This is a genomic window from Nonomuraea sp. IBHARD001 (assembly GCF_056106265.1).
Genome location: NZ_JBWBBW010000002.1, coordinates 4,288,840 through 4,310,680, shown reverse-complemented (window position 1 = coordinate 4,310,680; position 21,841 = coordinate 4,288,840). Strand labels below are relative to the sequence as shown.

General features: G+C 70.4%; 25 protein-coding genes and 1 pseudogene. 12 read left to right on the top strand and 14 right to left on the bottom strand.

Features of this window, described 5'->3' with window-relative positions; translation table 11 throughout:
* Positions 1–198: 198 nt before the first annotated feature.
* Positions 199–984 carry a carbonic anhydrase family protein gene (locus ACTWNK_RS21715; protein ID WP_474306281.1) on the top strand — a complete coding sequence of 262 codons (786 nt, stop codon included), beginning with the start codon at positions 199–201 and terminating at the stop codon, positions 982–984.
* 217 nt (positions 985–1,201) lie between these two features.
* Here ACTWNK_RS21715 and ACTWNK_RS21710 read toward each other — a convergent pair whose 3' ends face one another.
* Positions 1,202–1,750: a GNAT family N-acetyltransferase gene (locus ACTWNK_RS21710; RefSeq protein ID WP_474306279.1), complete on the bottom strand. Its 549-nt coding sequence runs from the start codon at positions 1,748–1,750 to the stop codon at positions 1,202–1,204.
* Between the two features lie 43 nt (positions 1,751–1,793).
* Here ACTWNK_RS21710 and ACTWNK_RS21705 point away from each other — a divergent pair, with 43 nt between their 5' ends.
* Together ACTWNK_RS21705 and ACTWNK_RS21700 are read left to right on the top strand one after the other, a co-directional pair.
* A complete protein-coding gene (locus ACTWNK_RS21705) occupies positions 1,794–2,564 on the top strand; it encodes an MBL fold metallo-hydrolase (RefSeq protein WP_474306277.1) in 771 nt (256 codons plus the stop codon).
* A gap of 240 nt (positions 2,565–2,804) precedes the next feature.
* Positions 2,805–3,533, top strand: a complete 729-nt coding sequence (locus ACTWNK_RS21700) for a DUF4184 family protein (RefSeq protein WP_474306275.1) — start codon at positions 2,805–2,807, stop codon at positions 3,531–3,533.
* A gap of 31 nt (positions 3,534–3,564) precedes the next feature.
* Here the strand turns inward: ACTWNK_RS21700 and ACTWNK_RS21695 are convergent, their stop codons facing one another.
* The 4 genes from ACTWNK_RS21695 to ACTWNK_RS21680 all read right to left on the bottom strand — a co-directional run bounded on the left by ACTWNK_RS21695 (position 3,565) and on the right by ACTWNK_RS21680 (position 6,460).
* A complete protein-coding gene (locus tag ACTWNK_RS21695) occupies positions 3,565–4,086 on the bottom strand; it encodes a hypothetical protein (RefSeq protein ID WP_474306273.1) in 522 nt (173 codons plus the stop codon).
* Positions 4,087–4,208: 122 nt separating this feature from the next.
* Positions 4,209–4,556, bottom strand: a complete 348-nt coding sequence (locus ACTWNK_RS21690; protein ID WP_474306271.1) for a DoxX family protein — start codon at positions 4,554–4,556, stop codon at positions 4,209–4,211.
* A gap of 90 nt (positions 4,557–4,646) precedes the next feature.
* Positions 4,647–5,504 carry an RNA polymerase sigma factor SigJ gene (sigJ, locus tag ACTWNK_RS21685; RefSeq protein ID WP_474306269.1) on the bottom strand — a complete coding sequence of 286 codons (858 nt, stop codon included), beginning with the start codon at positions 5,502–5,504 and terminating at the stop codon, positions 4,647–4,649.
* 23 nt (positions 5,505–5,527) lie between these two features.
* Complete coding sequence (locus ACTWNK_RS21680) at positions 5,528–6,460, bottom strand: AraC family transcriptional regulator (protein ID WP_474306267.1); 933 nt, start codon at positions 6,458–6,460, stop codon at positions 5,528–5,530.
* 90 nt (positions 6,461–6,550) lie between these two features.
* Here ACTWNK_RS21680 and ACTWNK_RS21675 point away from each other — a divergent pair, with 90 nt between their 5' ends.
* Complete coding sequence (locus ACTWNK_RS21675; RefSeq protein ID WP_474306265.1) at positions 6,551–7,441, top strand: NAD-dependent epimerase/dehydratase family protein; 891 nt, start codon at positions 6,551–6,553, stop codon at positions 7,439–7,441.
* A 112-nt stretch (positions 7,442–7,553) separates the two neighbouring features.
* On the opposite strand, the gene ACTWNK_RS21670 is transcribed toward ACTWNK_RS21675, so the two are convergent.
* Positions 7,554–8,417 (bottom strand): AraC family transcriptional regulator, encoded by an 864-nt coding sequence (locus ACTWNK_RS21670; protein ID WP_474306263.1) that lies wholly within the window; start codon positions 8,415–8,417, stop codon positions 7,554–7,556.
* A gap of 92 nt (positions 8,418–8,509) precedes the next feature.
* Here ACTWNK_RS21670 and ACTWNK_RS21665 point away from each other — a divergent pair.
* Positions 8,510–8,665, top strand: a pseudogene (locus tag ACTWNK_RS21665) (zinc-binding dehydrogenase); the annotation flags it as partial.
* Positions 8,666–8,703: 38 nt separating this feature from the next.
* On the opposite strand, the gene ACTWNK_RS21660 reads toward ACTWNK_RS21665, so the two are convergent.
* Positions 8,704–9,630: a radical SAM protein gene (locus ACTWNK_RS21660; protein ID WP_474306261.1), complete on the bottom strand. Its 927-nt coding sequence runs from the start codon at positions 9,628–9,630 to the stop codon at positions 8,704–8,706.
* Positions 9,631–9,760: 130 nt separating this feature from the next.
* Here ACTWNK_RS21660 and ACTWNK_RS21655 point away from each other — a divergent pair, with 130 nt between their 5' ends.
* The 3 genes from ACTWNK_RS21655 to ACTWNK_RS21645 are packed head-to-tail and all read left to right on the top strand — an operon-like array spanning position 9,761 to position 11,666.
* A complete protein-coding gene (locus ACTWNK_RS21655) occupies positions 9,761–10,324 on the top strand; it encodes a GNAT family N-acetyltransferase (RefSeq protein ID WP_474306259.1) in 564 nt (187 codons plus the stop codon).
* On the top strand, positions 10,321–11,346 hold the full coding sequence (locus ACTWNK_RS21650; protein WP_474306257.1) for an aminotransferase class V-fold PLP-dependent enzyme: 1,026 nt from the start codon (positions 10,321–10,323) through the stop codon (positions 11,344–11,346). The genes ACTWNK_RS21655 and ACTWNK_RS21650 overlap by 4 nt, the downstream gene beginning before the upstream one ends.
* Entirely contained in the window at positions 11,343–11,666 is a 324-nt protein-coding gene (locus ACTWNK_RS21645; protein WP_474306255.1) for a DUF952 domain-containing protein, read from the top strand. The genes ACTWNK_RS21650 and ACTWNK_RS21645 overlap by 4 nt, the downstream gene beginning before the upstream one ends.
* A gap of 118 nt (positions 11,667–11,784) precedes the next feature.
* Here the strand turns inward: ACTWNK_RS21645 and ACTWNK_RS21640 are convergent, their stop codons facing one another.
* Genes ACTWNK_RS21640 through ACTWNK_RS21625 form a run of 4 tightly spaced genes read right to left on the bottom strand, consistent with a single transcriptional unit; the run spans position 11,785 to position 15,231 of the window.
* Positions 11,785–12,642, bottom strand: a complete 858-nt coding sequence (locus tag ACTWNK_RS21640) for a phosphotransferase (RefSeq protein WP_474306253.1) — start codon at positions 12,640–12,642, stop codon at positions 11,785–11,787.
* Positions 12,643–12,680: 38 nt separating this feature from the next.
* Positions 12,681–13,484 carry an ABC transporter permease gene (locus tag ACTWNK_RS21635; RefSeq protein WP_474306251.1) on the bottom strand — a complete coding sequence of 268 codons (804 nt, stop codon included), beginning with the start codon at positions 13,482–13,484 and terminating at the stop codon, positions 12,681–12,683.
* Positions 13,485–13,543: 59 nt separating this feature from the next.
* Complete coding sequence (locus tag ACTWNK_RS21630; protein ID WP_474306249.1) at positions 13,544–14,302, bottom strand: ABC transporter permease; 759 nt, start codon at positions 14,300–14,302, stop codon at positions 13,544–13,546.
* The gene (locus ACTWNK_RS21625; protein ID WP_474306247.1) at positions 14,302–15,231 is read right to left on the bottom strand and encodes an ABC transporter ATP-binding protein; all 930 of its coding nucleotides are present in this window, start codon (positions 15,229–15,231) and stop codon (positions 14,302–14,304) included. The genes ACTWNK_RS21630 and ACTWNK_RS21625 overlap by 1 nt, the downstream gene beginning before the upstream one ends.
* A gap of 65 nt (positions 15,232–15,296) precedes the next feature.
* On the opposite strand from ACTWNK_RS21625, the gene ACTWNK_RS21620 reads away from it, so the two are divergent.
* Complete coding sequence (locus tag ACTWNK_RS21620) at positions 15,297–15,716, top strand: nuclear transport factor 2 family protein (protein WP_474306245.1); 420 nt, start codon at positions 15,297–15,299, stop codon at positions 15,714–15,716.
* 111 nt (positions 15,717–15,827) lie between these two features.
* Here ACTWNK_RS21620 and ACTWNK_RS21615 read toward each other — a convergent pair whose 3' ends face one another.
* Positions 15,828–16,145, bottom strand: a complete 318-nt coding sequence (locus ACTWNK_RS21615; protein WP_474306243.1) for a hypothetical protein — start codon at positions 16,143–16,145, stop codon at positions 15,828–15,830.
* 212 nt (positions 16,146–16,357) lie between these two features.
* Between ACTWNK_RS21615 and ACTWNK_RS21610 the strand changes: the two genes are divergently transcribed.
* From ACTWNK_RS21610 to ACTWNK_RS21600, 3 genes are all read left to right on the top strand, one after another.
* Positions 16,358–16,783, top strand: coding sequence for a ribosomal protein L7/L12 (locus ACTWNK_RS21610; RefSeq protein WP_474306241.1), 426 nt, complete (start codon positions 16,358–16,360; stop codon positions 16,781–16,783).
* A gap of 15 nt (positions 16,784–16,798) precedes the next feature.
* The gene (locus ACTWNK_RS21605) at positions 16,799–17,053 is read left to right on the top strand and encodes a hypothetical protein (protein WP_474306239.1); all 255 of its coding nucleotides are present in this window, start codon (positions 16,799–16,801) and stop codon (positions 17,051–17,053) included.
* A gap of 129 nt (positions 17,054–17,182) precedes the next feature.
* The gene (locus ACTWNK_RS21600; protein ID WP_474306237.1) at positions 17,183–18,712 is read left to right on the top strand and encodes a UDP-N-acetylglucosamine 1-carboxyvinyltransferase; all 1,530 of its coding nucleotides are present in this window, start codon (positions 17,183–17,185) and stop codon (positions 18,710–18,712) included.
* A 22-nt stretch (positions 18,713–18,734) separates the two neighbouring features.
* On the opposite strand, the gene ACTWNK_RS21595 is transcribed toward ACTWNK_RS21600, so the two are convergent.
* Both ACTWNK_RS21595 and ACTWNK_RS21590 read right to left on the bottom strand, forming a co-directional pair.
* A complete protein-coding gene (locus tag ACTWNK_RS21595; protein ID WP_474306235.1) occupies positions 18,735–19,913 on the bottom strand; it encodes a macrolide family glycosyltransferase in 1,179 nt (392 codons plus the stop codon).
* A gap of 231 nt (positions 19,914–20,144) precedes the next feature.
* Complete coding sequence (locus tag ACTWNK_RS21590) at positions 20,145–21,728, bottom strand: FAD-dependent oxidoreductase (RefSeq protein ID WP_474306233.1); 1,584 nt, start codon at positions 21,726–21,728, stop codon at positions 20,145–20,147.
* Positions 21,729–21,841: the final 113 nt, after the last annotated feature.

Below are 21,841 nucleotides of genomic sequence, written 5' to 3'. Positions count from 1 at the left end.
TCGCCGTCCACTGCCCCGGCCCCGCCTGCCTCTCTACTCGCCGTTCGTTCTTTGTGGTCGTTGTCGCCCCCTCACTCTCCGCACTTCTTGTGGTCTTTTTGGTCATTTGTCTTTTGGTCATTTTGTTCGTCAATGCATGCCTTCATGAGTCATTGATTGTCAATTAAGGTGAAATTAACCCCACTGAAAGGCAAATGCATGCATTCCCCTGTTGTTCGATTATTGGCGGCCATCACGCTGACCGCCGCCCTCGTCTCCGTCCCGGCCCCGGCCTCGGCCCGCATGACGCCCACCTGCCCGGGAACCGGCACCAACAGCGCCGTGCAAAGCCCGATCGAAATCGACCGTTCCATAGCCTGTCCGAACGCCGCCCCCACCCTGGTGATCAACTATGGGTACGCCGACGGCACCGTCGACTTCCGCGACAAGGCGCCCACCGGGACCGTGAGCGACCACGACGACATTCATTTCGAAATCGCCGCCTGGAGTGACCCGCACATCATGTTCGGCGGGGTCAAGCACAAGCTCAAGCAGGTGCATTACCACTTCGACGCCGAGCACACGTTCGCGGGCGAGAGCGTGGCGCCCAGCGAGGCGCACCTGCTGCACCAGTACACCCATCCGGTGAGCGGGGCGGTGAGCACGGTCGTGCTCGGCGTACTGATCGACTCGGTCGCCACTCCCTCGGTCACCGCGCACGACGACATCCTCAACAGCGCCCCTGCCACCCTGGGCGCCAGTGCGAGCGTCGGCGGCATCAACGTGGCGGACCTGCTCCCGTCCAACACGCTGAACTACCGCTACACCGGCTCCCTGACGACCCCCTCCTACGGCCAGCCGATCCACTGGGTCGTCTTCGGCAACCGTTCCCAGGCCACCGACACCCTCGTCTCCAGCATGCGCTCCCGCTGGGGCCCCAACGGCAACAACCGCCCCCTGCAGGTGAACAGCCCCGCACCGAACATCCACGAGCACAACCCGTAGTCCACCCCCGGGCCGGCGTCCCCCACACGCCGGGTGCAGGGGGACGCTGGCCACCCCGCGTTCCGCCGGGCCAGGGCTCGGCGATTGCGTCGTGACGGCGGGAGGGGGCGGATCCCGAGCACACGGCTGAGACGGGCGCCCGCCGACGGACCACGGTGGCCCGGGTGGGGGCGAAGCCGTAAGAAGGGGTGGGTTCGGCGTGCTGGGTGGGGGGTCGTCAAGCGGGGTCGGGGGCGCTGCGGGTGGGCAGGCGGCGTTGCAGGATCTGGCCCGGCCACTTTCCGCCCGCGAACGCCTGCTCCACCTCGAATGTCTCGGTCCGGGTGAAGCCGTGTCTCTCGTAGTAGCGCACCAGCTGCCCGTCGCCGCCGCCGTAGCAGTCGACGCGCAGCAGCCGCACCCCCAGCGCCACGGCCTCCTCGTGCGCCCGCCGCAGCAGCGCCGTGCCCACGCCGCGCCCGGCGAAGCGCTGGTCGATCACCAGGACCTGCACATACAGCTCGCTCTCCCCGCCGGGCGGCGGCCCCACGAACGCCGACGGCGCCCCCACCACCAGGCACCCGGCCGCCTGCCCGTCCAGTACGGCGATGCGCATCCCGCCCGAGGCGCCCCACCCCTCGGCCTGGGCCCTGCGTTGTGGATTGCCCGAAAACGGCTCGCTGCCCCACTGGCCGGAGCGTCCTTGGGACACCAGCCACGTCACAGCGCTGTCGAACATCGCCAGGACCGTGTCGACATCTCCGGCCCCGCCCATCCGAATCTCCATCGAACGATCATAATTCGCCCGCCGAGCCCGCATAATCGATCAAATGAAGGTCCATCACCTGAACTGCGGCACCATGCGCCCGTTCGGCGCACCCGCCCTTGGCTGCCACTGCCTGATCGTGGAGAGTGACCACGCGGGGCTCGTCCTCGTCGACACCGGGATCAACCCGGGGCCGGGCGGGGGAGTGCCGGCCGCGTTCCGCCTGATGTGCCGTCCGGCGTGCGACCCGGCCGAGACGATGCTCTCGCGCCTGCGCGCTTTGGGGCTGGATCCTGGCGATGTACGGCATATCGTGCTGACTCATCTTGATCTCGATCATGCGGGTGGTCTGGCTGATTTTCCGCAGGCGAAGGTTCATCTGCACACCGCCGAGTTGACCGCCGCCGTGAACCCGCCGACCGCGGCCGAACGCCGCCGGTACCAGAGCGCGCAATGGGCTCACCATCCCCAGTGGGTCACCCATGACGACGCCGGTGAGCCCTGGCTGGCCGGTCTGCGCGCCCGGCCCATCCCCGGGCTCGGTGGCATCGCCCTGGTCCCGCTGGCCGGTCACAGCCGGGGGCACAGCGCGGTGGCCGTCCCCCGGCGCGACGGCTGGCTCCTGCACGCCGGCGACGCCTACTACGCCGCCACCGAACGCGACCGGCGCAACCCGACCTGCCCCAGGGCGTTGGCCCTGGCCCAGCGCAGCGTCGCCGTCGACCATTCGTTGCGCCTGGCCAATCTCGCCCGTCTGCGGGAGCTGCCGCCGCAGGTCACCGTGTTCAGCGCCCACGACCTTGGCGAGTGGCAGAAGTTGCACGCGTCGGGGTGAGGGCGTGGTGCGGTGGCGCGTGGAGGGTGGGGCTTCGTGTGGGGGAAGGTGTTCATGGGGGTGGGGCTTCGTGTGGGGGAAAGCGTTCATGGGGGGTGGGGGTTCGTGCGGAGGAAAGCGTCTCCGCGCCGTCCGGCCGCGAAGCGGACACCTCGTCCACATGACTGCGGCCATGGTGCACTCCGCCACGACCGCAGCAAGGCGTCACGGTAGGTAGTCTGCCCATTTGTGCCTTTTACGTTGATTCATCCTGTTGTGGCGTTGCCGTTGCGGCGGTTCCTGCCGCCCGTCGCGGTGGCGGCCGGGGCCATGGCGCCAGACCTGCCCTACTTCATCCCCTACGCGCTCACCGACGACGTACTGGCGTTGTCCGTCCCCGGGGGCCCGATGCTGGAGGCCGGGTACACCCACAGCACACAGCCCTGGGCGCTGGCTCTCGACCTGGTGGTGGCGTTGGCGCTGACAGCGGTGATCACGGTGTGCGCCGGGCCCGCCCGCACGCTGCTCCCGCAGGCGCTGGCCCGACGTTCGGGACGGCGTAGCAGGGCTCGGGTGGTGCACTGGGCCTGGTGGCTGGTGGGCGCGGCGGTGGGGATCGCCACGCACCTGCTCTGGGATCACCTCGTGGACGTGTGGTTGTCGGCCGCGGGGGATCCGGTCCTGCTACGGGAGGAAGGGGTGGCGTTGTTCGGGTCGCTGATCACGCTGAGTGCGGTCGGGTGGGCCGGATGGTGGTGGTGGCGCAGGCCGCTGGGGGAGCCGGTGCCGCAGCCGGGGGTGGGCGTGCGGCTGGGGGTGGTGGCTGCTGCGGGGGTGCTGGCGGCCGTGCTGATCGCGACGCTGGGCGCGGGGCTGGTGGTGCGGTCGCTGGTGACGCTGGGCGTCGACGCCGCCGTCCTGGCCCTGCTGGCCTACGCCGCCTGCCTGCGCCTGGACCTGATCCGCCCCCAGCCCCAGCCCTGGCCCTAGGCAAGCGGTTGAGCACCTGGGCGCGGTCCCCTCAGCAGTACTCCTCGCGCTCCGCCTGGATGAACGCGGCGCCCGGCAGCCCTGCGGCCTCGCCGTCGTCCGACAGCACCCACCCCTCGGGCAGCCCGGCAAGACGCGACACGTCCACCGCCCCGCCGATGCCCTCGCGATCGCCTCCGACCTGGACCCCCACCTCGACGTGGTAGGCGCCGGGCAGCGCCGCCTCGACGGGATAGGTCACCTGGCCGAACGCGGCGTCGTCGCCGACCGTCAGCCTGACCTGCGCATCGGCATCCGCGTCCGCGGAGGCGCCGGGCCCGGCTCTCAGCTGATGCGCCTTCCAGTGCATGACCTCAGGCTCGGCCTCCCAGGAACTCATGGCGGCCATGTCGACGACGATCTCGCCCGGACACGTCGGCACCAGCACCTGTACCCGGCCGTCGCCCCCCAGCCCCACCCCGAGCGACCGCACCCCCGGATGCGTGAACGGCCACTGCAGACCACACCCCGCCAGCACCAGCACCAGGACCGCCGACGACACCCAGCGCCCCACGCCCCGCCGCCTTCCCCGCACCCCTGCGCACAGCACGCTCAACCAACGCGAACACAAGCTACCGCGACCTCCCCTGCGACGACAGCCGCCGCAGGGGAGGGCTCACACAGGCCGCCCGCCGCTCACCGGCCCACCAGGCCGACCACCAGGGCGGCCACTGCGGTGCCGAAGAACAGCGCCCAAGGCCCCAGATCGCGGTCACCGGCCCGCAGATGCACCACGAACGCGCCGACGAAGTACAGCACGAGCCCGCACGCGGCGAGCGTGCCCAGGATCGGCACGGCGATCCCGGCCGCCAGCCCCAGCGACCCGGCGCCCAGCAACATCCCGAGCACGGGCATCCACGACCGGGGCACCCCCAGCTTGTCGGCCTGCCTGCCGGGATAGTCGTGCCCGGCGAGGTTGGCGACCGCCGCAGCGCCGTACAGGAGAGCGGCGAGCAGGGTGATCGTGAGATAGACGGTGAACATGTTCCCTCTTTCGTGAGGCGATCGGCTGATGGATCGCCTCACGGACGAGACGGGCGCCCGCGCAGTGACAACACGGCGCTGTGGTCTGCGTCACATGAGGATGCCGGAGAGTTTGTTCGGGTTGCTCACCACGTGGATCGTCTCGATCCGGCCGTTCACCAGGTGGAGGGTGGCGGCCAGGACGGGTGTGTCACCGGCGTGGATGACGATGCCGGGGCCGCCGTTGACCTCGGCGAGGCGGGCCAGCGACCCGAGGGGGCGGCGCGCCGACAGGACGACGGCGGCGCGCGCCACCAGCTCGCGGCCCCGGATCGGCCTGCGCGGGGCGCCGGTCAGGCCGCCGCCGTCGCTCACCATGACCACCTCCGGCGCCAGTACCTCCATGAGGGCGTTCAGGTCGCCGCCCAGGCACGCGGCGAGGAAGCGTTCGGTCGCCCGGCGCCTGGTCACCTGGTCGGTGTCGTAGCGGCGGCGGCGCGCGGCGACCGCCTTCCTGGCGCGCAGCGCGATCTGGCGCACGGTGGCGTGCCTGCGCCCGAGCAGGTGCGCCACCTCGTGATGGCCGTACCCGAACACCTCACCCAGGACGAACACCGCGCGCTCCACCGGCGAGAGCGACTCCAGCACCAGCAGCATCGCGGTGGAGACCGACTCCTGAAGCAGCACGCCCCCGGCGGCGTCCGGATCGGTCAGCAGGGGTTCGGGCAGCCACGACCCCACATACGTCTCGCGCCGCACCCTGGCGCTGCGCAGCCGGTCGATCGCCAGCCGGGTGACCACCCTGACCAGGTACGCCTCGGGGTCGGCGACCGCCGCCACCTCGGCCCGGCTCCAGCGCAGCCACGCGTCCTGCACCACGTCCTCGGCCTCGGAGGCGCTGCCCAGCACCCGGTAGGCCACGGCGTGCAGCAGGGCGCGGTGCCCGGCGAACACCACCTCACGCTCCACGACCCCGCCCCCCTTCCCCCAACCTACTGCCGGGCCCACCCGCCGGGCGCGACCCCCACCACCCGCCGGAACGCCGACCCGAACGCGAACTCGTCGGCGTACCCGACCGCGGCCGCCACCTCGCCCAGCCGTACCCCGGGCCGCTCGGCCAGCATGGCCTTGGCCACCTCCATCCGCCACCACGTCAGATGCGCGAACGGCGTCTGGCCCACCAGCTCACGGAAACGCGCCGCGAAACCCGCCCGGCTCATGCCCGCCTCCCGGGCCAGCGACGCCACACTCCACGCGCGCTCCGGCTCGCCGTACATGGCATCCAGGCTGCGCGCCACCCCCTCGTCCGACAGCGCCGCACGCCACGAGCCCGGGGCCGCGCCGCGCCCCAGCTCGGCCCGTACGCCCTGCAGCAGCAAAACCTCCGCCAGCCGGGCCGCCACCAGCGCCGCGCCCGGCCCACCGGCCCGCACGACCTGGCGCAACGCCTCCAGCGTCGCCCCGAACCCGGCCACCGCCTCACCGCCGTCGCCGGCCGCGAAGTGCATCACCGGCGGCAGCGCCCGTGCCAGCAGCGCGTGCCCCGCCCCGGACACACTCAGCCGCGCGCACAGCACCACCGTGCGGGCGCCGTCGCCGCCCAGACGCCTGCGCACCGACAGCCCGTCCCCGCGCCGCGGCCAGGCCACCACCGGCCGCAGCGGCGCCCCCGGACGGTGACGCATCGTGTACGGCAGGCCGTGGGGGAGCATCACCACCTCGCCGCGCCCCGCCCGCCACACCGGCGACCCGGCGGCCTGTACCCACGCCTCGCCCTCCAGCACGTGGTGCAGCACCACCCCGGGGCTCGCCTCGACCGCCGCACCCCACGGGGCGCCGAGCTCCACCCGGGCGAACAGGCTCGTCTCGATCCGTACCCGGGCCAGCACCGCGCCCAGCACGTCCCCCCTCAGACGATCGCGCATGGCGCCTGGAGCGAGCGACATACCCCGTCCTCGCGCCGCTGCCTACGGTGGAGCCACACCCCGCCCCTGACCTGCGACAGGAAACACACCATGGACATCTTCCTCACCGGAGCCAGCGGATACATCGGCTCGGCCCTCACCCGTGCGCTCATCACCAGGGGCCACCGGGTGCGGGGGCTTGCCCGCAGCGTGCGGGCCGAGGCGCTCGTGCGCGCCGCGGGGGGCCAGGCCGTGCCCGGCAGCCTAACCGACCTGTCGGTCCTGGCGCGTGAGGCGGCGGCCGCCGACGCCGTCGTGCACACCGCCGCCACCGAGGGCCCCGACCGGCCCGCCGTCGACGCCGCGGCCGTGCGAGCCATGCTCGGCGCGGCGGGCGCGTTCGTGACCACCACCGGCGCGCCGCGTGCCCGCGCCAGCCGTACCCCGGTCACCGAGGAGGACACCGCACCCGTCGAAGGGCCGCTGGCCTGGCTCGCCGACGCCGAGGAGCGCGTGCTCAGCGCCGGGGGAGTACGCGGCGCGGTCGTGCGGCCGCCGATGGTCTACGGCGAGGGGGCGGGTCCCGTCGCCGCCCTGGCCCGCCTGGCCCGCGCCGACGGCGTCGCACGGTATGCGGGCGAGGGCGCCAACCGCTGGTCCACCGTCCACGTCAACGACCTCGCCCTGGCCTACGCCCTCATCGTGGAGAGCGGCGCCGAAGGCGTCTACCACGCCGCCGAGCAGGAGCCGGTGGCCATCGCCGACCTGTTCACCGCCATCGGCGCCGCCACCGGCACCCCCGCACGCTCCTGGCCGCTGGAGCAGGCGCTCGCCGAGCACGGCCCCATGGCCGCCTACCTCGCCACCGACGCCGCCCTGGACGCCGGCCGCCTGCGCGCCCTCGGCTGGCGCCCCGTCTTCGGCGACGCCGTCGGCGGCATCACCGCCGCCCTCACCAACCCCGCCCACCGCTACACCGAGACACCGGCCCAGGGGCGTTGATCACGGGTGTCGCGGGCCTCCCCGACACCCCCGTGGTCGAGCGGGTCGTCCGTCCTGCCCGGCCCGGTCCGCGCCCATCGCACCGGGCTGGGCCACCGGCTCGCGCGCCTCACTACGGACGGCGATCCAGCGCCGGCCCGGCCGCTGAACCCGCACGGCGATAGCGGCCGGGCGCCTGGCCGTACTCCCTCCTGAACGCGTTGGCGAAGGCGAACTCGGAGGTGTACCCGACACGCGCGGCGACCTCGGCCAGCGGCGCGCCGGACTCCCGCAACAGCCTGGCCGCCGTGCCCATCCGCCACCACGTCAGATAGGCCAGCGGCGGCCGTCCGACGAGCGCGGCGAAACGGTGCGCGAACGCCGCCCGCGACAACCGGGCGTGATCGGCGAGCGCCTGCACGGTCCAGGCCCTGCCGGGGTCGTCGTGCATGGCCTGCAGCGCCGCACTCACCGCAGGATCGCCCAGCGCCCCCGGCCACCCCCGGCCGGGTCCGTCAGGCTGGGTGAGCCAGGTACGCAGCAGGTAGCCCAGCAACGTGTCCAGCCCAGCAACGTGTCCAGCAGGGACAGCACGACGGTGTCCGCGCCCAGACCCGGCCGCACGCAGCTGAGGATGGTGACCGAGCCGGGCGGGCAGGTGGATCAGGTCGGGCAGGTCACGCAGGACGGGATGCGCCCGGCCCGGATCCAGCCGGTACCCGCCGCACAAGGTGACCGTCTTCGGCCCGCTGTTGCCGACGAAGTCCTTCACGAACAGGCCGGCGTCGGTCGTCGGATCACAGCGGGGCTCGTTCAGCGGCCGGGCAGGGGAGTCGGCCAGCCCGTAGCCGCGACCGTGCGGGAAGAACACCACGTCACCGGCGCTGAGCGCCACCGGCTCACCGGCGGGCGGGACCAGCCAGCAGGAGCCCTGAAGGATGATCTGAAGCCCTCCGCCATGGACACAGTGATCAACCTCGCCCCCGTCACCGCCCACACCGCCGCCACCCCGGCCACCTCGGTACGGCCGGGCGGCACCACCGTGTCAGCCGCCACCCCCCACCCGGGCACCCGTCCTTCTCGGCCCGCAACGACCCCGCACAGGTCGCCGAACTCGCCGCCCTGGTCGCCAAGGGGGAGCTGAAGGTCGACGTGACCGAAGCCGTCCCCCTGGAGGAGCCGGCCACCATCCACCGGCACAGCGAAGCGGGCCAGACCCGCGGCAAAATCATCCTCCTGCCCTGACGCAGACCCCTGCATCTCCACGCCCTCACCCCCACCCCTCACAACAGGCTCAGCTGCGGCGCCCCCGGCGCACACACCTCCTGCTCACCCTCCTGCCCCCGCATCCCGCACGCCGCCGCCAACTGCCGGATCTGACCCGTGATCCGCCCCTCATAAGCCGCACCCGGCTCACCCGCCCGGTCATACAACTGCTCATAACGCTCCACCAACCCCGGATGCGCCTGCCCCAGCCACGCCATGAACCACTCCCGCGTCCCCGGCGGCAACCGCAACACCACCGGCCAGCACGCACCCGCACCCGCCGCCGCCACCCGCCGCACCGTCGCCTCCAGCTGATCGGCCGCATCCGTCAGCAACGGCAACACCGGCGACATCGCCACCTGCACCCGCACCCCCGCCTGCGCCAGCGCCGACACCAACTCCAACCGCCGCTGCGTGCTCGGCGCACCCGGCTCGACCGAACGCCGGATGCGCTCATCGACGAACGCGATCGACACCGCCACCGACGCCCCGCACACCCGCCCCGCCCGCGCCAGCACCTGCGCATCACGCAACACCAGCGCACTCTTCGTATAAACCGTGAACGGCACCCGCGCCGCCACCAACGCCGCCACCACCCCCGGCATCAACCGGTAGGTCTCCTCGGCATCCTGATAACAGTCACCCGACACCCCCACCGCCAGCCGAGACCCGTCCCAGCGCCCCAGCTCCGCCCGCAACCGGGCCACCGCATTGGCCTTCACCACCACCCGCGTATCGAAATCACGCCCGGCATCCAACCCCAGCCGCCGATGCGAACGCCGCGCCACACACCCCCGGCACGCATGAACACACCCCCGATACGGGCTCAGACCATGCCGCTCACGCAACCCCGCCGCCGCAGGAGTCCTCTCGATCATCACCCGCGCCTGCGTCTCCAGAAACGCCCCACGCGACACCAGCCCCCGAGCGAGCGGCCGATCCACGCCACCCACCTCGACAAGCGAAAGAGCGTCCCAAGCCACGCCAGCAAGTGGAACACGTATTCGAGCCCATCCGCAAGCCGTTCCCCAAAACCCTTCGCCACCCCCCACCACACCCGCCTATAGTGCGCCCGTGCTCAAGCCCGGATACCCCATCACCACACCACGCCTCACCCTGCGCGCCTTCACCCCCGACGACCTGCACGCCCTGCACGCCTTCCAGCACCTGCCCGAAGTCGCCAGATACCTCTACTGGGACCCCCGAGACCTCGACGCCACCCGCGAAGCCCTCACCCTCAAAACCCAGCGCACCACCCTCACCCACGAAGGCGACATCCTCTCCATCGCCGCCACCCTCACCACCACCGGCGAACTCATCGGCGACTGCACCCTCATCTGGACCAGCGCCACCCACCACAGCGGCGAAATCGGCTACGTCTTCCACCCCGCACACCACGGACACGGCTACGCCACCGAAGCCATGCGCCCCATCCTCGCCCTCGCCTTCGACGACCTGCGCCTGCACCGCGTCATCGGCCGCCTCGACGCCCGCAACACCGCAAGCGCCCGCCTCCTGCAACGCCTCGGCATGCGACACGAAGCCCACTTCATCCAGAACGAATACATCAAAGGCGAATGGACCGACGAAGCCGTCTACGCCATGCTCGCCGAAGAATGGAACACCACACCCCGGTGAACATCACCGACACCCAGCACCTGTGGCAGGCCCGGCCCGGATGGCTCAACACCGCCAGCTACGGCCTGCCCCCCACACCCGCCTACACCGCCCTGCAACACGCCCTCACCGACTGGCGCCACGGCCACACCGACTGGACCCCCTGGGACCACTCCACCCACCGCGCCCGCACCGCCTTCGCCCACCTCATCGACGCACCACCCGCCGACATCACCATCTCCTCCACCACCTCCCAGATCATGTCCGCCGTCGCCACCGCCCTGCCACCCGGCAGCCGCGTCCTCACCCCCGACATCGAATTCACCAGCAACCTCTTCCCCTGGGCCGTCACCGCCCACCTCGACACCGCACCACCAGCACACCTCGCCGACGCCATCGGCCCCCACACCACCGCCGTCGCCTTCAGCCTCGTGCAATCATCCACCGGCGAACTCGCCCCCCTGCACGACATCATCACCGCCGCCCGCACCCACGACACCCTCGTCATCGCCGACGCCACCCAAGCCTGCGGCTGGCTGCCCGTCACCACCCACGGCATCGACGCCCTCGCCTGCTCCGCCTACAAATGGCTCATGGCCCCACGCGGCGCCGCCTTCGGCTACCTCTCACCCCGCCTGCGCGAACGCATGACACCCATCGCCGCCAACTGGTACTCCACCACCACCGACGCCTCCTACGGCCCGCCCCTGCGCCTGGCGCCCGACGCCCGCGCCTACGACCTGTCACCCGCCTGGTTCGCCTACGTCGGCGCCGCACCCGCCATCGAACTGCTCAACCAGATCGGCATCCCCGCCATCCACACCCACAACACCACCCTGGCCAACCGCCTGCGCACCGGCCTCGGCCTGCCACCCGGCGACAGCGCCATCACCACCATCGAAACCCCCGACCACCACCGCACCCTCCAACGCCTCACCGACGCCGGAATCCGCACCGCCACCCGCAACGGCCGCATCCGCGCCAGCTTCCACCTCTACACCACCACCGACGACGTCGACCGCGCCCTGGAGGCCCTCACATGATCCTGCACCTCGCCCTCGCCGACGACTGGCGCCAGGCCCAGCACACGGGGGAGTACACCACCTCCACCCTCGGCCGCACCCTGCAGCAGGAGGGCTACATCCACTGCTGCTCCACCCTCGCCCAACTCCACGGCGTCGCCCAGCGCTACTACCACACCGTCACCGACCCCCTCCTCATCCTCCACATCGACCCCACCGGCCTCGACGTCCGCCTCGAAACCCCACCAGGCGCCCCCGAACCCTTCCCCCACCTGTACGGCCCGCTGCCCACCTCCCACGTCACCAGCACCGAGCCCTACCCACCCGCGCCTACGACCTGACACCAGGGGAGGGGGCACCGGTTGAGCGGGATCGCCAACGGGGGAGCGAAACAAGCCAACCCCCAGCGCCGAACCGGCACCCAAGAAACAGGAAAGCAACCGACGAGAGACACGCCGCTCAACGCTCGCCACCGGCCCCATCCCCCCGCCGATCGAGCGCGGCCCGCATCTCGGCGAGCCACTCCCGCCCCCTCCTGCGCCCATCGGGAAGCCGATCACCACGATCCCAGCGCCAGCAGACCGCAAGAGCGAGACCCAGAATCCGGCAATCGTCGAGCAACCCCGCATCGACCCCCGGATAGTACGCGGCGACACCCTCCGGCGCATGCGCCAGATCGAACTCCACAGGCCCGCGACAAACGGTCTCCAGATCGACGAACAACGGCCCCTGCGCAGTGGCCAGCAGATTCCCGGGGTGCGGCTCACCATACAGAATCTGCTGCCGCGCACCACGCCCCGAGATCGCACGACTCATCCCGCGAAGGGTGCCACCCAACAGGGAGCGCTCCGCCGCACCGAGCCCCGGACTCACGGCAGGATCCTCCACCACCCGCAAGGCATCGGCGACACGATCCCCGAAGTGCGGCACACCCAGGCGCACACCCCGCAAACCGGCATGCAGCCGAGCCAGCGCCTCAGCGTAAACAGCAGGGGAGTGCACCCCCGGTACACCGACCGGCTCGTAGTAGGTCCAGAAGGTGACAGCGAAACCGTCACGAACATGAACACGAGGCTCGACCCTCGGATCGAGCCCCGCCACCGGACTACCGGTCCCAGCCAGCCGCCGGGCGACCTCCACCTCGACATCAAGACGGTCCCCAAGCGACGCCACCCGGGCCAGCACACCACCGGGCCGCAGCACCACAACGATCCGATTCGACCGATGCAGCACAGCGGCCTCATCGACGCCCAGACCATACCCGGCAGCCAAACCGGCGGCCGCCGCCACCGCCCGCGACACCTCGCTCTCCTTCACCTGCCCTGCACCCCACCCCACCGAAGAAGACAGGCCCCCTACTTACACAACACCCGCTCGATCCGCCGAGCCGCGAACCACGACCCCGCCACCGCCATCACCACCAAATACCCCACATGCCCCACCAACGACCACTCCACCTGCCCCAGCGTGATCCCACGCACCAACTCCACCGCGTGATAAAGCGGCGTCGCCTGCACCACCACCGCCAGCGCCGGCGGATAATCCGACACCGGCGAGAACGTCCCCGAGAACAAGAACAACGAGAACTGCACCGCCGTCATCAGATCGAAGTCCTGCCACCCCCGCAGCAACGTCGACGCCGCCATCCCCACCGCACCGAACGCCACCCCCACCAGCATCGTCGCCGGAAACGCCAGCAACGCCCACACCGGCTCCGCCAGCCCCAGCACCACCATCACCACCAAGAACACCGCCGTGTAGAACGAACTGCGCGCCATCGCCCACGACAACTCACCCAGCGCGATCTCCACCGGCCGCACCGGCGTCGCCAGAATCGCATCGAACGTCCGCGCGTACTTCATCTTGAAGAAGAAGTTGAACGTCGTCTCCGCCAGCGCCCCGTTCATCGCCGACGCCGCCAGCATCGCCGGAGCCACGAACACCGCATAGGACACCACCTGCCCATCGGCCAGCGGAATCCGCCCCACCAAAGCGCCGACCCCCACCCCGATCGACAACAGATACAACAAAGGCTCGAAAAACCCCGACACCAACACCAGCCAGTACGAGGCGCCACTACGCAACGCCCCCACATTACGGTTGACCACCGCACCCACCCGGCGAGCCGACACCCGCCCGACCAGCATCAACGTCACCATCGCCGAACCATCCTCACGACACTCGAACGAACACCAGGGACAACGGGCCACACGAGCGGCTAGTCCTGCAACCTCCGGCGAAACACCACCGCACCCCACCACACCCCGGCCGCCGTGCACGCCACCAGATACGCCACATGACCGGCCACCGCCCCCACCTGCCCCACACCCGTCAACGCCGCACGGCACAACTCCACCCCATGCCACAACGGCGACACATACGCCAACGGACGCACCAGCACCGGCAACTGCTCCACCGGGAAGAACACCCCGGCGAACAACGTCGAAGGAATCACCAGAAACCTGAACAACAACGCGAAATAACTGTCGTGATCGATCGACGCCGCGAACGCCGTCACCGGCGCCGCCACCGACAACGCCAGCAACCCCACCACCAACGGCGCAGCCAGCGCCCACACCGAACCCACCACCCCGAACACCGCCACGATCACCAGGAACACCGCGACCGCAATCTCCACCCGCACCACCAAATACAGCAACCACCCCCGCAACATGTCCCACACCGACACCGGCGTCGCATACATCGCATGCGCCGACCGATCCCACTTGAACGACCCCAGCACCGGATACGTCGACTCACCCACCGCCATCTGGAACGCCGTCGACGCCAGCACCCCGGGAACAATCCACTCCACGTACGGCACACCCTGCACCGAACCGACGTAACCCCCCACACCCAGCCCGATGCTCGCCAGGAACAACACCGGCAACACGAACGACGAGAACAACGACGCCCGCCACAACCGCCGATACAACACCATGTGCCGCTCGAACACGGCCAACGTCGGATGCGCCATCAGTCCACCAACGTCCGGCCGGTCAGATGCAGGAACACATCCTCAAGCGAAGAACGCCGCACCAGCACACTCGACGGCGCGAGCCCCCGCCGATGCACCTCCGACACCGCCCCGTCACCATCCTTGGCATACAGCAGAATCCGATCAGGCAGCACATCCACCCGAACCCCCACCCCCTCAAGCCCCGCCACCACCCCGGCGAGCTCCAGCCCACCAAAACGCAACTCCACCACCTCAGGCGTCGAATACGCCTCGATCAGCGCACGCGGCGACCCCTCCGCCACGATCCGCCCGCCGTCCATCACCACCAGCCGATCACACAACTGCTCGGCCTCGTCCATGTAATGCGTCGTCAGCACCAGCGTCGTGCCCTGCTGCTTCAACCGGAACAACCGCTCCCACAACAGATGCCGCGCCTGCGGATCCAGCCCAGTCGTCGGCTCGTCCAGCAACACCAGCTCCGGATCGTTGACCATCGCCCGCGCGATCGTCAGCCGCCGCTTCATCCCGCCCGACAACGGCTCCACCTTGCTGGCCGCCTTGTCACGCAACTGCGCGAACTCCAGCAACTCCTCCGCCTTCGCCGACGCCTGCGCCCGCGACAACCCGAAATAGCGCGCATACGTCGTCAGGTTCTCCCGCACCGTCAGGTCGGGATCCAGATTGTCCAGCTGCGGGCACACCCCCAACCGGCCCCGGATCGCAGGCCCGTCCACCCCCGGATCCAGCCCCAGGATCCGCAGCTCACCCGCCGACCGCATCGACACACACGCGATCATCCGCATCGTCGAGGACTTGCCCGCACCGTTGGGCCCCAGAAAACCGAACGCCTCACCCGGCTCCACATCCAGATCGATGCCGTCGACCGCCGTGAAGTCCCCGAACCGCTTCACCAGAGCGCGGGCGTGAATCAAAGATTGCTCAGACACGAACCAAGACCCTAGCCAACCCCACCGACACAACCGCAACCCGTTTTACCGGCCACAATGACCCCATGACCACACCCGGCGACCCCACGACCACACCCGACGCCCTCCACCCGAACACCAGGGCGGCCGCCGAACACTTCGCCGCCACCTGGCGCCACGGCTGGACCCACCACGACGTCGAGGCCATCACCGCCCTGTACGCCGAGGACGCCGTGCACCACTCCATGCCCTTCAGGCAGCCACACCGGGGGAGAGGGGCCATCGCCGACTACATCACGTGGTCGTTCGCCACCGAGAGCGACCCCCGCGTCACCTTCACCACACCCATCGTCGACGGCGACCAGGCGGCCGTCGAATTCCGCGTCCACGCCCACGACAACGGCGAACCCACCACACTCGCCGGATGCGTGTTCGTCCGCTTCGACCCCCGCGGCCTGGCCGTACACACACGCGACTACTGGCACACCACGCCAGGACACCACTGAAGACGCGCCCGCCGCAGCGGGCACGGGGGAGCACAACCCAAGATCACCCCGCCGGGCGGCGACGGGGGAGAGGGAGGCGGGAGGGCGGCCCGCACCGAAGAGACCCGCAGGTCAGACCCGCGCCTCACCGCCACGCAACGCCATCAGCGGATCGACCTGCTGCTGCTGCACGTGAGCCTGCGGCGCGTGCACGGGCGCGGCCAGCGCGTGCTGGGCGTGCGCGGCGTGCTGGACATGCTGAGGCTGGACCGGCTGCACAGGCTGGGCCTGCGGCAGCTGGTGCGCGGCGGCGGCCTGCGCACGCGCGCAGTTGCCGTCGCAGTAGCCGTTGGAGACGATCAGCCGCCCACGCGACGGCGTGTACGCATCACGCCCGGACGCCGGCAGAACACCTTGACACGCCTGGCACAAGATCGAGTCGTTCCCCACGCTTACTCCTTTTCCCGTGCGCTATCCCGGAAGCAGCCTAAATGCCGCCAAACATTCTCAGTCGGTATTTCGACATTACGTCAAGGCTGCCGTCAGAGCGCACGCCACCCCCTCCGGTGGCCCCGGAAGCGGTCTACTTGACATAATGTTCATTATCAGGCAACCAGCGAGGACCTGTACGGCCCGTCAGCAGACGCTCTACGATGCGCGCCATGCTGTCAATCGGGTTCACCGGACTCGTCATGCTCGCCATCGCGCTCGGCGTGCTGATCACCGGCGTCGTCCTGTGGCTCAGCCGCGACAAGGAGCCCGCGCCGATCCTGCCGCAGTGGCCGCTCACACCGGACCAACTCGAAGATCACATCCGCGAGCTGGTCCGCCGAGGCCACAAGATCGCGGCGATCAAGCTGGTACGCGAGCGCACCGGCCTGGGCCTGCGCGAGGCCAAGAACTACGTCGAGGCCCTCGCCGCCACCCCCTACGCGCCCCCGCACCTCCCCTCCCCGCCGCAGGGCGACCTGGCCGCCAGGGTGCGCGCCCTGAAGGCGGCCGGGCACCATGAACAGGCCGTTCACCTGGTACGCGGCGAAACCGGGATGGATCAACAGGCGGCCGAGCTGTTCGTCAACGCCGTGTGACGTTACGATCGCGCCATGTCCCTGCCGCTGATCTCCACCCCCGGGCTGGTCGCCCTGACCGCCGTCGCGGTCGTCGCGGCCGTCATGGTGATCCTTTTCTTCGTACGGCTGGCGGGGCGCCCGCGCAACAGCCTGATCGCCGCCCCCGACCTGCTGGAGCGGGCCCGCGAGCTCAAGGCGGGCGGCCAGCTGCAGGAGGCGGTCTTCCTGGTACGCGGCGAGACCGGCATGAGTCACCGCGCCGCGGCCCGCCTGGTCCGCAAGCTCTGAAACGGACAGAACATGCTATACCGGACAGAAGGTGAATTCTGTTTGGTATAGCCGAGGGGCCGGAATGAGACGCCTCTCACGTCGCCGCAGTCTCGGCCGCATCTCATATCTGAGATATCTTTTCCCCTTGTGGCAGACGACTACCTCGGCCGGATCGGCCGCCTCATCCGTGACGCACGTCAGCACCGCGGATGGACCCAGGCCCAGCTCGCCGAAGCTCTCACCACCAGCCAGAGCGCGGTCAACCGCATCGAAAAAGGCAACCAGAACATCAGCCTTGAGATGATCGCCCGCATCGGCGAGGCCCTCGACAGCGAGATCGTCTCGCTCGGCTACTCGGGCCCCATGCACCTGCGCGTGGTCGGCGGACGCCGCCTGTCGGGCGCCATCGACGTCAAGACCAGCAAGAACGCCTGCGTGGCGCTGCTGTGCGCGAGCCTGCTCAACGCCGGGCGCACCACGCTGCGCAAGGTCGCCCGCATCGAGGAGGTCTACCGCATCCTGGAGGTGCTGGCCTCGATCGGCGTGCGGGCGCGCTGGATCAACGACGGCAACGACCTGGAGATCGTCCCCCCGGCCAAGCTGGACCTGGAGGCGATGGACACCGAGGCGGCCCGCCGTACCCGCAGTGTGATCATGTTCCTGGGGCCGTTGATGCATCGCAGCGACCGCTTCCTGCTCCCCTACGCCGGTGGGTGCGATCTGGGCACGCGCACGGTGCAGCCGCACGTGTCGGCGTTGCGGCACTTCGGGCTGGAGATCACCGCGACGGGCGGCACGTACCACGCGCAGGTGGACCGGGCGCTGGCCCCCGCGCGGCCGATCGTGCTGACCGAGCGCGGTGACACGGTGACGGAGAACGTGCTGCTGGCGGCGGCGCGTCACGACGGTGTGACGGTGATCCGCAACGCCTCCTCCAACTACATGGTGCAGGACCTGTGCTTCTTCCTCGAGGTGCTGGGCGTGCGGGTGGAGGGGGTGGGGACGACGACGCTGACGGTGCACGGGGTGCCCGACATCGAGCGTGATGTGGACTACTCCCCCTCCGAGGACCCGGTGGAGGCGATGAGCCTGCTGGCGGCGGCGGTGGTGACCTCTTCGGAGCTGACGATCCGGCGGGTGCCGGTGGAGTTCCTGGAGATCGAGCTGGCGGTGCTGGAGGAGATGGGGCTGGATCACGACCGCACGGCGGAGTACGCGGCGGCCAACGGGCGTACGCGGCTGGTGGATCTGACGGTGCGCCCGTCGAAGCTGCGCTCCCCCATCGACAAGATCCATCCGATGCCGTTCCCCGGGCTGAACATCGACAATGTGCCGTTCTTCGCGGCGATCGCGGCGGCGGCGCAGGGGTCGACGCTGATTCACGACTGGGTGTATGACAATCGGGCGATCTATCTGACGGAGCTGACGCGCCTGGGTGCGCAGGTGAAGCTGCTGGATCCGCATCGGGTGCTGGTGGAGGGTCCGACGCGGTGGCGTTCGGCGGAGATGATGTGTCCTCCGGCGTTGCGGCCTGCGGTGGTGGTGCTGCTGGCGATGATGGCGGCCGAGGGCACGTCGGTGCTGCGCAACGTGTATGTGATCAACCGGGGGTATGAGGATCTGGCGGAGCGGTTGAACGCGGTGGGTGCGCAGATCGAGACGTTCCGCGACATCTGACACCTCTCCCCCGGTGGGTGGTTCAGCGCAGGTGGCTTTCGATGAGGTCGGCGGCGTGGGTGGTGCCGCCGTGTGCGCGTACGGCGGTGCGGGCGTCGGCGCAGGCCTGGGCGACGGCGGGGTCGGTGGTGAGGTGGTGCAGGGCCTGGCGCAGGGCTTCGGGGGTGGCGTCGGCGGTGTCGAGGCGGGTGGCGACGCCGAGTGCGGTGAGGTGGTCGGCGTTGGAGTACTGGTCGACGGCCTGGGGCACGGCGATCATGGGGACGCCGTGGTGGAGGCCTTCGCTGGAGCCGCCCATGCCGGCGTGGGTGATGAAGGCGTCGGCGTGTTCGAGGATGGCCAGCTGGGGTACCCAGGGGTGGGTTTCGATGTTGGCGGGGATGGGGCCGAGGTCTGTGGGGTCGATGTGTTTGCCGGTCTGCAGGATGACGTGCCAGCCGGGCAGGTCGCCGTATGCGGTGATGCAGTTGCGGTAGAAGGCGGGCTGGTTGGTGAAGGTGGAGCCGAGTGAGATGAGCAGGATGTTGTCGGTGGTGTCGGGGCGTTGCCAGGGTTGCTGGGTGGTGCGGGGGGCCAGGCAGGGGCCGGTGAAGGTGTAGTGGCGGGGGTCGACGCGGTCGGCGTTGGGTTGCAGGGCGCGTGGGATGAGGGCGAGGCAGTGTTCGGGGCGGCCGGTGAAGGCGGCGTGTGTGGTGTGGTGGATGTCGTTGTCGTGCAGCCATTGCTCGGCCCGGCGGTAGTAGTCGGCTCCGTGTGGGGTGGAGGCGAGTTGGGTGAGCATGGGGGCCATGTCGTCTTCGTAGCCGTCCCAGGCGACGTAGGTGGGTGAGAGCTGGACGGTGGGGATGTCCCATTGGGTGGCGAGGATGCGGGCCGGGGCTGCGGCGATGTCGTAGAGGAAGAGGTCGGGGCGGTCGTGTTGGTAGAGGTCGCGCAGGTGGTGGGTCATGGCGATGTTGTCGGTGAGGAAGAGGTCGAGCTGGCCGATGGTGTCGTCGGGCCAGGTGGCGTCGTCGCCGGTGGGGAGGGTGGTGGGGTATGGCTTGGGTTCGGCGCCGATGGCGGTGGTGATGGGTGTGTAGGTGGGGTCGTTGGCGTAGGTGACGCGGTGTCCTCGGTGGGTGAGTTCGCGGAGGATTTCGAGGCTGGGGTTGACGTGGCCCGGGGCTGGGATGCTGACCATGGCGATGTGGGCGGGCATGGGGTCTCCTTGTGGGGTGCTGCTCGGGTGGCGAGACGGACCGTTTCGTCTCGTGTGGTTCGAGCATGCCCGTGCCTCTCCCCTGTTGTCAAAACGTTTGGGGTGGGTGCGCGCAGACGTTGCCCCGAGGGCCGGGCCGCCGCCTCGCCGGTCCGGCGGCCCAGGCGGCCCAGGAGGCCCAGGAGGCCATGGCCTGCGTCCGGCGCGGCCTGTGAGGAGAGCCGGAGCCCCTCAGGCGTCTGCTCGCCGTACGGCCAGGACGTTGTCGGGGCGGGTGGAGGGGTGGCCGTGGGGGTCGAGCTGGTGGCGTTCGTAGTCCTGGCAGGCGACGACCTGCCATTGGCCGGGGGGCAGGGCGAGGTCGTCGAGGACTTCCTGGGGGGTCGGGAAGTGGGTTTCGGGGTGGTGGCCGTGCTCCCAGGAGGGGAAGGAGGAGTGGCCGATGATCAGCAGGGTGCCGCCGGGTGCGACGGCGGCGGCGGCGCGGCGCAGGATGGCGGTGCGGGGCATGTCGCGCGGGGCGTGCAGGAAGGCGGCGTTGACGAGGTCGTAGGCGCCTTCGGGGAAGGTGTGGGCGAGGTCGTGGTGGCGCAGGTCGATGCGGTCGGCGACGCCTGCGGCGCGGGCGTGTGCCTCGGCGCGGCGCAGGGCGACGGTGGAGATGTCGGTGGCGGTGACGTGCCAGCCCTGGGCGGCCAGCCAGATGGCGTCGCCGCCTTCGCCGCAGCCGATGTCGAGTGCGGTGCCGGGGGTCAGGTTCGAGGTCTGGGTGACGAGCATGGTGTTGGGGTCGCCGCTCCAGATCTGCTCGCTCTGGGAGTAGCGCTCGTCCCAGAAGCTCTCGTCGCTGTCGCTGCCTATGCCGCTGCCGTGGGCTGCGGCGGCCGCGGCGGTGTCCTCGGTGATGAGGTCGGCGTTGATGGCGGCTGCGGCGCGGGTGGCGGCGGCTGCGGCGTTGATGACCTGGTCGGTGGGTGAGGTGATGTTGCCCGCGGCCCACACGCCGGGTGTGGTGGTGGCGCCGGTGGGGTCGGCGGGGATGTGGGTGCCGGTGACGTGGCCGTTCATGGTGTGTTCGACGGGGTGCAGGCCGAGTCCGGTGAGGGGGCCGGGGGTGACGTTCATGCGGGAGGCGGTGACGACGGTGGTGCAGGCGATGGTGCGGCCGTCGGTGAGGCGCACCGCGGTGACGGCGCCGTCGCGGCTTTCGACGGCTTGTGCTCGGCCGTCGACGACGGTGATGGCGCGGGCGGCGAGCTGGTGGCGTTGTTCGGGGGTGGGCTGGGGGCCGGTGTGCAGGAGCAGGGTGATGTGCTTGCTCCATTGGCGCCAGGTCAGGGCCTGGTGCACGCCGTGGGCGCCGGTGGCGATGACGGTGATGGGCTGGTCGGCCGCTTCCCAGCCGTGGCAGTAGGGGCATTGCAGGACGTGGGTGCCCCAGTGGTCGGCGAGTCCTTCGATGTCGGGCAGTTCGTCGGTGACGCCGGTGGTGAGCAGCAGGCGGCGTGCGGTGAGGGTGGCGCCGTCGTCGAGGGTGAGGGTGAAGCCGCCGCCGGGTGCGGGGGCGGCGTGGGTGAGGGTGGCGTCGTGGTGGTGTGCTCCGTACTGTGCGATCTCCTTGCGGCCTGCGGCCAGGAGTTCGGCGGGGGGTGTGCCGTCGCGGGTGAGGAAGCCGTGCATGTGGGCGGCGGGTGCGTTGCGGGGGTGGCCGGCGTCGATGACGATGACGCTGCGGCGGGCGCGGGACAGGGTGAGGGCGGCGCTGAGTCCGGCTGCTCCCCCGCCGATGACGGCGACGTCGTAGGTGTCGTTCACGGTGGGTGTCCTCCGGGGTGTGCGGGTGTGGTGTGCTTCCACTGTGGGTCAGGGGGTGTCCGGTTGACAAACGCTGTTGCGGTTTCGGCAACGTGTGGCGGGTGGGTGGGGCA